15 protein-coding genes are annotated in these 13,697 nt (G+C 48.5%); 3 read left to right on the top strand and 12 right to left on the bottom strand.

Annotated features, from left to right (window positions below):
- The 9 genes from AC6ESO_RS05045 to AC6ESO_RS05005 form a co-directional block, all read right to left on the bottom strand.
- Entirely contained in the window at nt 1-468 is a 468-nt protein-coding gene (locus AC6ESO_RS05045; protein WP_497090419.1) for a hypothetical protein, read from the bottom strand.
- On the bottom strand, nt 468-1,310 hold the full coding sequence (locus AC6ESO_RS05040; protein WP_497090504.1) for an ABC transporter permease: 843 nt from the start codon (nt 1,308-1,310) through the stop codon (nt 468-470). Before AC6ESO_RS05040 ends, AC6ESO_RS05045 begins: the two co-directional genes overlap by 1 nt.
- The gene (locus tag AC6ESO_RS05035) at nt 1,310-2,512 is read right to left on the bottom strand and encodes an extracellular solute-binding protein (protein ID WP_497090418.1); all 1,203 of its coding nucleotides are present in this window, start codon (nt 2,510-2,512) and stop codon (nt 1,310-1,312) included. The genes AC6ESO_RS05040 and AC6ESO_RS05035 overlap by 1 nt, the downstream gene beginning before the upstream one ends.
- Nucleotides 2,513-2,545: 33 nt before the next feature.
- Entirely contained in the window at nt 2,546-3,592 is a 1,047-nt protein-coding gene (locus AC6ESO_RS05030) for an ABC transporter ATP-binding protein (RefSeq protein WP_497090503.1), read from the bottom strand.
- 105 nt (nt 3,593-3,697) lie between these two features.
- Entirely contained in the window at nt 3,698-4,522 is an 825-nt protein-coding gene (locus tag AC6ESO_RS05025) for an ABC transporter permease (protein WP_497090417.1), read from the bottom strand.
- 29 nt (nt 4,523-4,551) lie between these two features.
- Entirely contained in the window at nt 4,552-5,568 is a 1,017-nt protein-coding gene (locus tag AC6ESO_RS05020; protein WP_497090416.1) for a LacI family DNA-binding transcriptional regulator, read from the bottom strand.
- Between the two features lie 287 nt (nt 5,569-5,855).
- On the bottom strand, nt 5,856-6,854 hold the full coding sequence (locus AC6ESO_RS05015; protein ID WP_497090415.1) for a mannonate dehydratase: 999 nt from the start codon (nt 6,852-6,854) through the stop codon (nt 5,856-5,858).
- Between the two features lie 84 nt (nt 6,855-6,938).
- Complete coding sequence (locus AC6ESO_RS05010; RefSeq protein ID WP_497090414.1) at nt 6,939-7,253, bottom strand: hypothetical protein; 315 nt, start codon at nt 7,251-7,253, stop codon at nt 6,939-6,941.
- On the bottom strand, nt 7,250-7,615 hold the full coding sequence (locus tag AC6ESO_RS05005; RefSeq protein WP_497090413.1) for a DUF6864 domain-containing function: 366 nt from the start codon (nt 7,613-7,615) through the stop codon (nt 7,250-7,252). Before AC6ESO_RS05005 ends, AC6ESO_RS05010 begins: the two co-directional genes overlap by 4 nt.
- A gap of 207 nt (nt 7,616-7,822) precedes the next feature.
- On the opposite strand from AC6ESO_RS05005, the gene AC6ESO_RS05000 reads away from it, so the two are divergent.
- The 3 genes from AC6ESO_RS05000 to AC6ESO_RS04990 are packed head-to-tail and all read left to right on the top strand — an operon-like array spanning nt 7,823 to nt 11,476.
- Nucleotides 7,823-9,295, top strand: coding sequence for a spore germination protein (locus AC6ESO_RS05000; protein WP_497090412.1), 1,473 nt, complete (start codon nt 7,823-7,825; stop codon nt 9,293-9,295).
- Between the two features lie 25 nt (nt 9,296-9,320).
- Entirely contained in the window at nt 9,321-10,388 is a 1,068-nt protein-coding gene (locus tag AC6ESO_RS04995; protein ID WP_497090411.1) for a Ger(x)C family spore germination protein, read from the top strand.
- Nucleotides 10,388-11,476 (top strand): GerAB/ArcD/ProY family transporter, encoded by a 1,089-nt coding sequence (locus AC6ESO_RS04990; protein WP_497090410.1) that lies wholly within the window; start codon nt 10,388-10,390, stop codon nt 11,474-11,476. Before AC6ESO_RS04995 ends, AC6ESO_RS04990 begins: the two co-directional genes overlap by 1 nt.
- Here AC6ESO_RS04990 and AC6ESO_RS04985 read toward each other — a convergent pair.
- The 3 genes from AC6ESO_RS04985 to AC6ESO_RS04975 are packed head-to-tail and all read right to left on the bottom strand — an operon-like array spanning nt 11,443 to nt 13,580.
- Nucleotides 11,443-11,901, bottom strand: coding sequence for a carboxymuconolactone decarboxylase family protein (locus tag AC6ESO_RS04985; protein WP_497090409.1), 459 nt, complete (start codon nt 11,899-11,901; stop codon nt 11,443-11,445). The genes AC6ESO_RS04990 and AC6ESO_RS04985 overlap by 34 nt on opposite strands.
- Nucleotides 11,902-11,960: 59 nt before the next feature.
- Entirely contained in the window at nt 11,961-13,139 is a 1,179-nt protein-coding gene (locus tag AC6ESO_RS04980; protein WP_497090408.1) for an NAD(P)/FAD-dependent oxidoreductase, read from the bottom strand.
- Between the two features lie 12 nt (nt 13,140-13,151).
- Nucleotides 13,152-13,580, bottom strand: coding sequence for a helical membrane plugin domain-containing protein (locus tag AC6ESO_RS04975; RefSeq protein WP_497090407.1), 429 nt, complete (start codon nt 13,578-13,580; stop codon nt 13,152-13,154).
- Nucleotides 13,581-13,697: the final 117 nt, after the last annotated feature.

Genomic DNA, 13,697 nt, shown 5'->3' with positions numbered 1-13,697 from the left:
CTATATCGCCTCCTCGTGGTGAATTCGCAGGCGGTACCGGCAGTTATCCGTTACAATCTCATGCAGACTTAACGTAACCCGCCACAACCCTTTGGTCAGTTCGCCGCTGACAAAGCCTGCAGAAGCCTCCTGTACTCCGATGAACAGGAGCTGCTCCGGATCATGGCGATGACCTGCGCCGCAATGCCCCTTGGGGTCATCGACGGATACGATGATCAAGTTTTTAAGCGGCAGGAAAGATTCCCACTTCTCCAGCAGCCGACCGCGCTGCGCCGGTTCCGTGTACTTGTCGATGCCGGCCTCGATCAACGAATAAGCTTGTTCGCGGTCCTCTAGATTCTTAGGCCCGTACGCGAAGTCGATCCAGAGTTTGCCGCCTTGTCGATCCAAATGAAAGCTATAGGCAATATGGGACTTGGAGCAGACGGAACTCACCTGACCCTCCGCTTCCAGGAGAAGACGTTTCATCAAGAACGCGCCCCCTCTTCCTTAATCATGCTGCGAATGTAGAAGTAGCCCATGAACGAGCAAAGCAGAAAGGTGAAGAACGCGAGCGCAGAAGCCTTCTCCTTCTCCTGAAACACACCGAAAATTTGCTCCATCGACACGCCGAGCATTTGCGGTGCATTGGGTCCGAGCAGAAACGGTGCGGTAAACGAGCCGATAACGCCCATGAAGACGAAGGTTACCGCCACAAGCAGCGTTTTGTAGGTGAGCGGTACGATAAACCGGCTAAAGAGACGGAGTCTGCCAGCTCCCACGTCCTTCGCGCTTTCCATCACCGAATCCGGAATACCCGCCAAGGCTGAACCCAGCAGCATGGTTGTGAACGGAATGTTGAACCACAGATTAGCAATAATAATGCCTTTCATATCGAAAATAATGCGTGGAACGCCGCTGCCGCCAAGCAGCAGCACAAAGCGCGATACCCAGCCATGGTTGCCGAGCAGCTGAATCAAGCCGTACGTCGCGATGACAGAAGGTATAAACATCGGGATCATATACATATTCCGAATCCATCCGACTAATTTGCCTTTGTTGAAACGCATGTAAGCGGCCAGCGCATAACTAACGATAAGCACGATCACAACCGATATAACCGTCACTTCCAGCGAAAAAATAATATTGGAGCGCATCAGCTTGTCAGTGAACAAGTACCTGTAATTCGATAGGTCGATGCCGCCCTCTTTATTGGTAAGACTCTCCTTGAACGAAACCGCGATTGGAATGACGACTGTGACGAACAGCAGAAGAAAAGAGGGGATGACCAGAAGCAATCCCAGTATCCCCATTTTCACTTGTTTCTTCATCATTGCGCCGCTACATCGCTTTGCCAGCGTTTGTTGATCTCACTGCCCAGATCGCCGATGTTGAATGTACGGAAGCCTTCAGCCACGCCTTTAAAGGAATCCTGGATGTCCTGCGGCATGTTCGATAGCTCGATGCCCGGGAAACCGTGCATTTTGGTTACGACTACCGCTTGCGCTTCCGGCGACAGCACGAAGTTCAGAAACTCATTGACCGCATCCTTCTTCTCTGACAGCTTCGGCACCATCAGGTACGTCGGACCACCGTTGAAGCCCGGGGTGATTTGCGCGATTTTGGTCGTATCCGGCAGCTGGCCGTTGCCGATTTGCTCAAGCGCCATGTCCGACCAAGCCGGGATCATGTCCACTTCGCCGCTGATAAGCAGATCCAGCGTGCCTTGGTTTTTCTTCGGATAGATGCCTTTGCCGTACACGTATTTGCCGAGATCCTTCAGCGTGTCGAACCCTTTATCCCACTGCTTCTCAATGCTCGGATCTGAATTATGAATCGCATCTTCGGGGAGCTTGTCGTATAGCGTCGTTGTGACGAACGAACTGCCTGCGCCACCGGTGGACGGATCGTTGTATGCGAAGTGTTCCGGATTTGCTTTAATCCAAGCAAACAACTCGTCTAATGTTTTCGGAGGCGTCGGCACCTTCTCGCTGTTGTACGCGAGCACGACAGCGGATGAACGATACGGAACAGCCAGGTTGGTTACGTCCTTCATCGTATTGGCGTCAACCGAAGCGAGGTTGGCGATTTTGGCCGGATCAAGCGTTTCCCACAAATCGTCCTTCTGTCCTTGGGTTACGTTGCTCAGCCCATCCTCGTATAGATCGATGTCGCCAGAGCCTTTGCCTGCTTGTTTCGCTGCAAGAATGCGATCATAGGTCGGCTGCGCACCGGTTCCGGAAGGAATATAAACTTCTTTAACCTTGATGTTCGGATGGTCCTTCTCAAACATAGGCACAAGCGTGTCCCACAAATTCTTAACGTTCTCGGAGCCTGTGAAGTAGAAGCTGAATTCGACCGGTTCAGCCGATGTATTCGCCGAGGCCGTATTGCCGCCTGCATTCGTCGTATTGGTGTTTGCTGCTCCCGCGTTGGCATTCTCGGCATTATTCGTGCTTCCACAGCCTGCGAGAAGACCAGCGGTAACAGTTGTTAATGTCAGTAAAGTAAGGGTGGATTTTTTGCTAAACATAGTTAATTGCCTCCTTGGCATTGGGTTTTTGGATCATGCTTGGATTCGATTGCCTTCAACTTCCGGATACGTAATGACTTTCTTGAAGCTGACATAAATCTGGTCGCCGGAATTTAGTTCCTTGACGGCATCCCGCGGCTGAAACGCCCGGATGACACCGTGCTCCGGTAATTGAATCGATACTTCGGCATAGTGGCCTAGAACCATAATCTGTTTGATGATGCCGGGCAAACCTTCTTGCTCTTGACTGGACATGATGACATCTTCAGGCCGGATTGCCAGCCATCCCCCGCCGGACAACGATTTCGAATTTGGAAACCTCAACTTCCCTACCGTGACTTGGCCTTCCGAAATCACCCCTTTCAAATAGTTCATTTTGCCGATAAATTGAGCGACATACAGCGAGCTTGGCTGATCGTATATCTCTTGCGGGGAAGCGATCTGCTCGATCTTGCCATGATTCATGACGACGATGCGGTCCGAAATCGACAATGCTTCCTCCTGATCATGCGTGACGAATACCATCGTAAGGCCCGTTTCCGCCTGAATCTCACGCAACTCCTCTCGCATCTCATGCCGCAGCTTCGCGTCCAGCGCAGAGAACGGCTCATCGAGTAGAAGAACAGCAGGTTTCAAGAGCAGGGATCTGGCAAGCGCAATGCGCTGCTGTTGTCCGCCCGAAAGCTGGCCGGGATATTTGTTCTCGGCGTCCGGTAAGCGAACGAGCTTCAGGACGTCTCTGACCTCCTTGCGAATGTCAGCCTTCTTCATCTTTCGTATTTTAAGACCGAATGCCAGGTTGTCGAACACCGTCATATGCGGCCATAGATTGTAGCTCTGAAACACCATGGAAGTCGGACGTTTCTCCGGAGGAGACTTGAGTACACTTACGCCTTCGATGTGAATATCGCCGGAGTCCGGTTCGAGAAACCCGCCGATGCTGCGCAGCACCGTTGTTTTGCCGCAGCCGGAAGGACCAAGCAGCGTAACGAGCTCTCCCTTATGCACATCAAGCGAAATGGAGGTAACCCCTTCGCCGGTGCGGTAGCGTTTCGACAGCTGTTGAACGGAGAGTTGTATGTTTCGACTGTCTCGGACTTGTTGAACTTCTTGCTTGTCTCGAATAGCTTGAATGGCCTGAATCATACTCTTAATGGCCTCCTTTGGTTTGCAATAATTGCATCGTTATTTCAACGTAAACCCGCTGGACATGACATCCGCGCTTACGAAACGTTTGGCGGCAAGCAGCAGAATAATCGTCGGTGCGGTCAGAATGATGGAAAACACCGCGCCGGCGTATGCCGGATAATCGCTGATAATGGAATACATGACAATCGGCATCGTTTTGTAATTTGGGATACCAACCAGGAACGTACCCTGCGCTTCATCAAGCGAGTTAAGGAATGTGAAGATTGAGGCGACGATAATGCCTGGCAATGCCATTGGCAAGGTAATTTTGAGAAATACCCGGATCGGGCCGGCTCCAACGTCTCTCGCCGATTCTTCCTGCGCTTGATGTACATTCCGGAAGGCGGCGGTCGGAATCCATGTCATGAACATAAGCACGTTGATCATATGGATCAGGACAACACCGAGCAGCGTATTCATCAAGCCGAGCTTGTAGAATAATACCGCGATCGAGACATACAGCCCCATCTTCGGAAAGGCATGGGTCAGGAGGAACGAGAATAAGAAGAAACGACTGAATGGGAATCGAATGCGTGCGAACGCATAAGCCGCCGGGATGCACAGCACGATGGACAGTCCTGTTACAATAGAGGCAATCATGAAAGATAAGCCGATGGATTGCGGGATATCCTCCTGTTTGAAGACGAAGGACCACCATTTCATGGACCATTGATGCGGCATTACGTCCGGGTAGTTCCATTTTCCGGTAAAGGCCAGAATAGCCAAGTTTAGCAGCGGTCCCAGAAAGAAGATGACGAAGATGACAAGCACGATAAATTCAATAATTTTCCTTGTTCCAAGTGCTTTGAAATACCAGCGCATGAAGGGTTATCGCTCCTTTCGATTTGGATCTATAGTGATTGGGTTGACTGTCTGATAATCAGCCGAGGGAGCAGCTGCTTGGGATGCTCAATGTTTTGTTCCTGACGGATCAGTTGGTCTAAGAGCCGAACGGACTGCGTGCCCATCTCCCCGGTATCTACCTTGACCGTTGTCAAGGATGGCGAGAACATAGCCGCGAAATCCACGTCATCGAATCCAACTACCGAGACTTGCTCGGGAATACGAACCGACTGATCCAGCAGAAATTTCATCGCACCCATCGCGAGCATGTCATTTGTGGCGAAGAGCGCCGTGTATCCGCCCTCCCGAAATAGACCCCATTGACGGCTCATGATTTCGTATCCTTCTCCAAAAGTCGAAGTCGCCGCGGATTGAATCACCGCATCAGAATCTTGCATATCGGCCTGCCTGATTGAAGTCATAAACCCCTTCAAACGTAAATGGTGACTTCGATGGCTTTGCGGACCAGCGATGACGAATACTCGTTCATGCCCGGTTTGCGTCAAATGTTCGGCGACCATCCTGCCTCCTTCTTCATCCTGGTTCACGATATGGATGACGCCATCGACGTCCGTCGAACCGTTCACCATGACAAATGGGATGCCGAAGTTTGTAATATGATCGATGACGTTCTGCTGCAGCCGACTGATCAGAATGAGGCCATCCACTCGTTTCTCGATCATGAAGTCGGCTGACCGATACGACATATCGTGATCCGTTGTAACGAATATCGAATAGTTCAGCCGTGCCGATTCCATCAGGACGGCATCGATGATTTTCCCGTAGAAGGGATGTGAGGCAATCGGATGATCTCGTCTATACAAGAGCAACCCGATGTTATGCGTCCTTTGCGATACCATCGCCCTTGCAACCGCATTTGGTTTGTATTGCAATTCCTCGATCAGCCCAAGCACCTTATCGCGCGCTTCCGGACTGGAATATCCATTTCCGGAAATAATCCTCGAAACGGTAGATTTGGACACTCCAGCGCGCCGGGCGATTTCTTTGATGGTCGGATTATCCACGATGCACTCCCTTTCACTGCTGTGAGACCGTTCCCACATGGGATCGTTCCCATATCTATAGATTAAGGAGTAGATGTTTCTACTGCGTTAAACCAGGCCAAAGGAATTGTAAATCTGGCGCTAAAAATAGCCATTAAAATGAAAAACCACCGAAATATATCTTAATTTCGGTGGTTTTGTGTAAAATGTAAATTTACAATGTCCTTAGTAAGACTGTAAATAAACAAAAGCTGCCCGGATATCCCGTGGCAGCTTTAGTCTATAGATCATTTAATGATGCTGATTCTTCATATTTCCAGGAGCTCGAGCGCATTCAATAGACCCTGCATATATCCAACGGCATGAGCACGCGCGCGATGGCCCCATGCCGAATCATTAATGACGCTTGGCACGTGATCGTCCATTAAGAAACCAGTAAATCCCGATTGCTTCAGCTCCCGCAATACTTCTGCGGGATGATAGTTTCCTTCACCCAGGAAGCACTCTTGAAACTTCGGCATCGTTCCTTGAACATCCCGAAAATGCACATAACAAATTTTATTTATCGGCCCGAAATAGCGAATCATTTCCATGACATTTGCTGCTCCGTAGACCATCTCCGAACAGCAGCCAAGGCACAAATTCAATCCCCATGCATCGCTATTGGCTAAAGCCGCTGCTTTCTTGAAATTCTCCACTTTATAGAAAATTCTAGCTGTTCCGTCAAGCATTGCAACCGGCGGGTCGTCGGGATGGAGCGCAAGCCGCACACCTGATTGTTCCGCTACGGGAATCACAGCATTTAAGAAATAAGCATAGTTGTCCCACATAACCGCTTCATCAGGTATTCTTACTTCCCGGTTTGAAGCATACTTCACCTGGTTAATGCCGCTCGCCGCAACATCAAGATCAAATGCCGTGCACATTGCACCCCCGCGGCCCGGCTCTGAGGAGGTCCTCCAAACAAAATTCGGCATGAAGTGGTGACCGAGTATCGGAATCCCAACACGCCCTAGATGACGGATGATGGTGCAATAGTTCTCGATTTGCTCGTCCCTGCCTGGCAATCCGAGCATAATTTTATCGTAGAAGCGAATAGGGACATTTTCAATGGATTCCAAGAACAATCCATTGTCGTCGCAAGTTTGCTTTAACGCAGATAAATCTTCGTACGCCCAACAATATTCTCCGGGTAATTTTGGGGTGTTTAGTTGAACACTCGTTACGCCTAATTGCTTGGCAAAAGTCATGGTTTCATGTGTCAGTTCTTGCGTTTGGCCTAAGGCAATCCGCATGTTTTGCTTCACACTTCATCACCGTCCGATTCCAATTTGCAAATCTTGTAAACTACTGACTCTATTGCAATAGTACCAGATTACTGGGCGCTGTGACTAACTTCCGTTTTCCTTCGACTTCGATCCGATCAAATAACCGATAATCGTCGATTCGACCGGAAGCACCACGAGCGTCCACATTTCCTTCAAGCCGAAATCGGGCGAACGAAATTGGTCGGGGATCAGCGTATATACCAGCGCGATGAGAAGAACACCTAGCGTGATCGTGCCTACAATATACAGGCGCACATTCTCGCCCGAACCGAAGAATTTGCCGAGGAAGCCGAGCTCCGCTTTTCGCTTATTATTCTCAGCGTTCGCCGCTATGATCTTACTGGCTACCCGCGGATCCTGAATTTCGATTTTGTTCATGTCGGCCCGACCCCCTCGCCCGAGTAGAACGTAAAGGACAGTGCCCAGGACGTCGCATCGTAATTAATGGTCACTTCGTAACGCAACGATAGTTTGCGGTTGTTCAACACGCCGAGCTGGATCATATCTTCATTTCCGATCGGCTTGCCCCGCGGAAAATTGACACAGGCGATTCGGACTTCGTTGTAACGGACCAACCGGATATCCGTCATGAAGTCATTCCGTTCCGATTCATGTTCAATGCAGAACACGAATGTGAGCGGATCGTTCTCTTCCGACAGCACGATTTCAATCGGATTCATATCGTAGGCGAGTATGCGGCCATGATAGACGGCTTCGAACCCGCCGGACATTATTCTCATCGTTATCCCTCCGCGACAATTTGTCTTCGAACAAGCTCACTATTATAGTGTACGAGCAGGTGCGAGCGTTCATGTCTATCAATCCATGGCCTTAACACGAAGCGGGAATCGCTATCTGTCGCGGATCAATTACAGTTTAGGGTATAACCCACTACCCGGAACAGCATAATAATATGAGTTATTTTTCTTGGATAGGTGGAATGCTGTATGCTTCCGGATTTACATAAAGCTTTGAAAGAGCGTATAAAATCCGACGACTTTCTGCAAACAACCTTAAAGTTAAACGATACATGCATTTATTTCTCGTATTATAAAACGCTGATCAATCAGGAACAATTTCACCACGATGTGCTCTCCTATATTCAAGTTTCCAATTGCGAATTGAACGGCTTGGATGATTTAAAAGCTTTAATTCCGATAGGAGGAATCCAAGCTTCTTCAAACTTGCAGGATATTTTGCGCAGTTTGGCTCGCGGTTCCATTTTCCTGCAGCTGGATCCGGCTCTGGATGAGGGTCTTATCGTAGACGTTGCGGATTTGAAACGAGGCCATCGCGATAATAACGATACCGAGAATGAATACAGCGTCATCGGTCCTAAGGTCGGTTTTGTCGAAAATATCGATACCAACTTGTCGTTGCTCCGGAGAGGGATTTTATCCGAGAAACTCATTTTCGAGGAACACACCGTCGGTTCTCTTTCAAGTACGAGAATCGTAATCGTTTATTTGGACGGCATCACCAATCCTCAGTATGTAAATACGGCAAGGCAGCGGCTTAAGGATCTGGATTATGACGTGTTGTTCGAGACGTCCCTTCTTGAACAGCTTATTACCGACAATTCGAATTCTCCCTTCCCGTTATTTATGTCCAGCGAACGGCTGGACAGAATCATGTATTCGTTGATTAACGGAGAAATCGCCCTTCTGTGCGACGGTTCTCCGATTGTCATAACCGGCCCATCCTGCTTATTTAGCTATATCATTTCTCCCGAGGATTATTATTTGCCATGGATAATGGGTTCGTTCTTTCGGCTCATCCGTTATTTCGGAATCGTGTTTTCTATTCTGGCTACCTCTCTATATGTCGCGATCCTAACCTTTCATTACACCGTCATTCCCAGAGATCTGTTAGGTCCGATTATCGAATCCCGCACGAACGTTCCTTTTCCTCCGCTGCTGGAAGTGCTGTTCTTGGAAATAACGATCGAGCTGCTGCGCGAAGCGGGGTCCAGATTGCCTACGAAGGTCAGTCAAACACTTGGCGTCGTTGGAGGCATCATACTTGGACAAGCCGCGGTTCAAGCCGGTTTAACAAGTAATATTTTGCTCATCATCGTTTCTTTATCGGCTTTGGCTTCCTTTACCACGCCGATCTTTAAAATCTCGAATACGATACGCTTTTTGCGGTTTCCGTTGATTGTCTTTGCGGCATTATGCGGCGGCTTAGGCATTATGATCGGGTTAATGTTTATTATCGCTCACTTGCTGCGCCTGAAATCGCTCGGTATGCCGTATCTCGTGCCTATTTTCCCTTTTCGCCCTAACAGTTTCAAGGACAGCGTTATTCGCTCTTCCTTCCCGTTTCTATCGAATCGATTTCCTGCTACGCGTCCGGTCTCATCAAAAAGGTTTACCGCCTCTAAAAAGAAAGATATCGGCGACGACTTCATGAATGAATAGCATTCCGCCCAGAGGAGGATCAAATATGAAATGGCATACGGGACTTCTTTTCTGTTGTTGCCTTTGTTCGTTATTAACAGGCTGCGCGCAAGAACAAATCGTAGACCGGATTAATATCATCCAAAGCCTAGGGGTAGATATCGACAAAGAGACGATGAAACTGAGCGCTTCCTATCCGTCCTATATCGAAGCTTCCAAGGACCAGAACAGATCCCCGATCATCGCGGAGTCGAAAAATATGTTCGGAACGATTACGGATCTTATGACCAAGACTTCCCAACCGAACAAATTAGGTCAAGTACGCACCATGATTATTAGCGAAGCTTTCGCTCGAGATGAAATCTCCGAACTTGCCGACATTATCAATCGGGAATTCATGAAAAGCAGCAACTCCACTCTTGTCATGACAAAGCAGCAAGCAAGCACGATCATAAACGAAGCTTCAAAAAAAACGCCTTATTTCTTGACGGAGCTTATAGAACAAAACATGAAACATGGGAACACGCCGAAGACGAACTATCATTCCTTTCTTAATCAATATTACGGAGAAGGCCAGGATATTTATTTACCTGTAATCAAGCTAGATCACGGTTTATTGCAAATGGATGGGCTGGTCGTCTTTAAAGGAGACAAATTGAAACTTTGGTTAAACAACGAAGAAGGTCTATTCCTAAAGCTGCTCAATGACAAGAAGGCCACGGGCGAATATAATTTCGAGTCTCGTCAGAAAGAGATGTATTCCTTTGTCATCCTTCACGGAAAAAGCAAAATAGGTGCCTTGCAAAACGGCAAGGCAGCGATCTCCCTTCAATTATCCATTGCACTTAGAGAACATCCGAAAACGTATGACATTCGGAATCAAGACGATATGCAACAGATTAAGAAGCAAATCGAAGACCGATTATCATCGGAAGTGACAGTGATGCTGCTCCGATTACAAAAGAACAACGTCGATCCGATCGGATTCGGAGAGCAATACAGGTGGCAGCATAGAGCGTTTAGCGAGAAGGCGTTTTATGAAGATATCTATCCGAGGCTGAATTTCGCGGTGAAAACGAAGATCGATATATTACATACAGGGGTTGGACAGTAGTGCTGAATCAGGTCAAGGATAATTATGCGATTTCCGGGTACTTTGTATTTTTCTTAATCGGCGCTTGCCAAGCGGCCTCTAACATTTTCAATTTTCAAAGTCTTGCTGCCGCTTATGCCGAGCAAGACGCGTGGATATCGATTATACTGATGGGTTTGAGCTTGCATCTCATCATTTGGATGATATATAACATGCTCGGCAATCCCGCCAAAGACGTCATCGACCTGCATCGAAGGATTTTCGGTAAAATCATAGGCAATACCCTTTCGCTGTTATTAGTCGCATATTACTTTATCATGGCGCTCTATTACTTCAGAGCTTACATTGAAGTCATTCAAGTGTGGGTATTTCCAACCTTTCGAACATGGGCGATGGCCGCCCTCTTCATTAGCTTGATCTATTATGTCATATCCGGCGGATTCCGAGTTATAGCGGGGTTCAGCTTTTTCTACGTGGCTGTGATTCCGATGCTCATTCTGCTCTACTTCCCGATCCGAGAAGGCAGTTTTCATTATTTAATGCCATTAATCAATCATTCTATGGTTGATTTGCTACGAGGGTCTACATCCTCCGGCTTCATTTTCTTCGGATTTGAAGCGATGCTGATCTACTTCCCTTTCTTGAAAAAAGCGGAAAATAACGCAAAATGGGCTCATTACGCTTTGTTGTTCACGACCTTCAAATATACGTTAATCACTGCCGTAACCCTCATGTATTGTAGTCAGGGTTTGCTTAAACTAACGCAATGGCCCACTTTGGCGATGTCGAAAATCATTGAGCTATCCTTCTTTGCCAGGTTCGAGTATCTCTATATCTTCATCTGGCTTTTAATCATCATTCCGACCGTTTGCATCCCGCTATGGTGCTGTACCCGAATTATGAAAAGAGTTGCGGCGTGTAATCCTCGCCTGTCCTTGCCTTCCATACTGGCAGCTTTGTTCATCGGTTCGCTTATGTTCAATGAACGTACTAAGATTGACGCATTCGGAAAAATCATAAATGAAATCGGTTTGTACTTCATCTTTGCTTATATCCCGTTATTATTCGTGATCAGTTATTTGGAAACCCGCGTCAGGCGTCCTGTTTGAGTATTAAAGGCGACGTTAATGCGATCCCATCCGTTGATAGAAACGATCAAGAAGCTCAAGTCCGAGATTTCTTCTTCGGAAAATTGTTCCCGAACGCGCTCATATACTTCGTCGGGCACGCCTTGTTCAGGTAAATGGGTTAGGATATCGGTCCATGTCAGAGCGGCGCGTTCCCGCGGAGTAAATAAAGTCGATTCCCGCCATGTTGAAATGTCATTCATGCGCAGCTCGCTTTCACCATGGATCGCAGCTTGTTTAACGTGCAAATCCAGGCAAAAATCGCACCCATTAAGTTGTGAAGTCCTTATCGAAACGAGATCGATTAATTTCTCATCCATTGTGCTTTCAGCCAAGGCATATGTGAAAGCCAAGAACTTTTTGAAGAGATTGGGTGATCGCTGAGCGAAATTAACACGTTGGGACATGACTGCTGTGCCTCACTTTACAAGAAGTTTTATCATCCTTTATCAAATAACCGGGCTGCTTAGTAAGCCAGCAAGGACAATCCGTTAATATGCGTTAAATAGCGCACGTCGCTTGCTTTTTTCATCAAGGTTGCCGGCAAGCCCTTCAGTTCGATGCCGCTTTCGCCGATCCAGCCGATACCGTCCTTTCGCCCCAAGCTGGCAAGCGAACCGGAGTTGATCGGCTCGAACGCCTCCATCTTGGCGCCATTAAAGTATGCGTGCAAATTGTCGCCGACAAGCTCGCCCATTTGCCAAGCCAGCTGCGCAGTTGGCGGGTACGGTTGCCCGTCCGGCCCGAAGACGACGGCGCAGTCTCCGGCAAGGAATACGTCCGGGTGCGAGACAGATTGCAGGAATTCGTTGACCGTCGCACGGCCGCGGTTAACCTCGATTCCGCAATTTGCCACAAGAGAGCTGCCTTGCACGCCGCCCGTCCAAAGGAGCGTGCTCGTTTCGATAGCCCGGCCGTCACTCAAGCTGACCGTCGAACCATTCACTTCCGTGATCGTAATCCCTGTTATGAATTGAACGCCGCGAGCTTCGAGACTCGTTACCGCGCGCTCGATCAGGTCCGCTGAGAAGGTCGAGAGAACGGTCGATCTTCCTTCAACAACGTACAAGGATACGTCTGTGAAGTCGACGCCATACTTGCGGCAAATGCGCGGGAGCTCATCTGCCAGTTCGCCAACGAGCTCGACGCCTGTCAAGCCGCCGCCGCCGATAACGAAAGTCGCATCTGCTTTGTTTTTCGATTTCGCATAAGCGGCGATCTTTTCATTGACGTGACCGAAAATCCGGTTCGCGTCTTCGACGGATTTCAGCGTGAAGCTATTTTCCTGCAGTCCCGGAATGCCGAAATAGTTCGTTTCACTGCCCAGAGCAAGCACCAGCGCGTCGTAAGCATAGGATGTGCCGTTCTCCAGGACGACTTTGCGGCCTTCTGGATCGATCGCGGACACGGTGCCGATCTTCAGGTCGATACTTTTCCCTTTGAATAGATTTACGAGCGGCAAAGAGACGGCTTTCTCTGCGAGGTTGCCTACCGCCAGACGATGAAGCTCCGTAATGATTTGGTGCGTTTCATACCGGTTAATGACCGTAATCGTTGCTTCCTCCGCCGAAAAATGCCCGCGAGCGGAAAGCGCGCTGAGAAGGCCGCCGTAGCCCGCGCCTAAAATTACAATTTTCTTGCTCATGTTCCCATCCCCCTATTTATTATTTCTTCTTTCGCCCAGAACATCCAAGTACGCTTTACTGAAGCGCAGCATCCGTTGAAGCTCTGGATCTTTGAGCAGTCTAAGCATTCCGAACAAACCGATCGTAGACGCGTCTTGTTCCATTCGATCGCTGGCTTCGATAGCGGCCGATGCGTAATGCTTTGCTTTTTCTTCGATAGGTTTCACGACTTCCTTGACGGCGCCCACAGTGTCGTGAATGAGCACGCGGTCTCCCGCTACTTTCGCCGCCAAATCGTATGTCTTCGTCAGCAGCGTCGTCATCTCGACGAGCTTCGGCAAGTGAAGAACCAGCTGCTCCAAAGCTTCTTCGACTTCCGGCTTTAACAATTTATCCAGTATGTCGGACCGTTCGGCAGGCAAATCGGTCTTGTTTCGTTCTTGAATGATCGTTTCCAACATTTCAAATCTCCTCCTTGAATCTTGATCGTTTTCCTGAACCTTCCATGTGAAAAACTTCACATATTAACCTAGAGAAATCCATGTTTGTCATCAGTTGTTAACTACCCTATTCGAATG

Source organism: Paenibacillus rhizoryzae (assembly GCF_059686995.1).
Note: the sequence above shows the minus strand (reverse complement) of the source record. Positions and strands in the feature narration are given on the sequence as shown.

What these genes read in the sequence shown, in the direction of transcription:
- AC6ESO_RS05025 (WP_497090417.1), bottom strand. Translation starts at nt 4,522, where the DNA reads ATGCGCTGGTATTTCAAAGCACTTGGAACAAGGAAAATTATTGAATTT.
- AC6ESO_RS05035 (WP_497090418.1), bottom strand. Translation starts at nt 2,512, where the DNA reads ATGTTTAGCAAAAAATCCACCCTTACTTTACTGACATTAACAACTGTT.
- AC6ESO_RS04975 (WP_497090407.1), bottom strand. Translation starts at nt 13,580, where the DNA reads ATGTTGGAAACGATCATTCAAGAACGAAACAAGACCGATTTGCCTGCC.
- AC6ESO_RS05000 (WP_497090412.1), top strand. Translation starts at nt 7,823, where the DNA reads ATGCTTCCGGATTTACATAAAGCTTTGAAAGAGCGTATAAAATCCGAC.
- AC6ESO_RS05005 (WP_497090413.1), bottom strand. Translation starts at nt 7,615, where the DNA reads ATGAGAATAATGTCCGGCGGGTTCGAAGCCGTCTATCATGGCCGCATA.
- AC6ESO_RS05040 (WP_497090504.1), bottom strand. Translation starts at nt 1,310, where the DNA reads ATGAAGAAACAAGTGAAAATGGGGATACTGGGATTGCTTCTGGTCATC.
- AC6ESO_RS04995 (WP_497090411.1), top strand. Translation starts at nt 9,321, where the DNA reads ATGAAATGGCATACGGGACTTCTTTTCTGTTGTTGCCTTTGTTCGTTA.
- AC6ESO_RS04980 (WP_497090408.1), bottom strand. Translation starts at nt 13,139, where the DNA reads ATGAGCAAGAAAATTGTAATTTTAGGCGCGGGCTACGGCGGCCTTCTC.
- AC6ESO_RS04985 (WP_497090409.1), bottom strand. Translation starts at nt 11,901, where the DNA reads ATGTCCCAACGTGTTAATTTCGCTCAGCGATCACCCAATCTCTTCAAA.
- AC6ESO_RS05010 (WP_497090414.1), bottom strand. Translation starts at nt 7,253, where the DNA reads ATGAACAAAATCGAAATTCAGGATCCGCGGGTAGCCAGTAAGATCATA.
- AC6ESO_RS05045 (WP_497090419.1), bottom strand. Translation starts at nt 468, where the DNA reads ATGAAACGTCTTCTCCTGGAAGCGGAGGGTCAGGTGAGTTCCGTCTGC.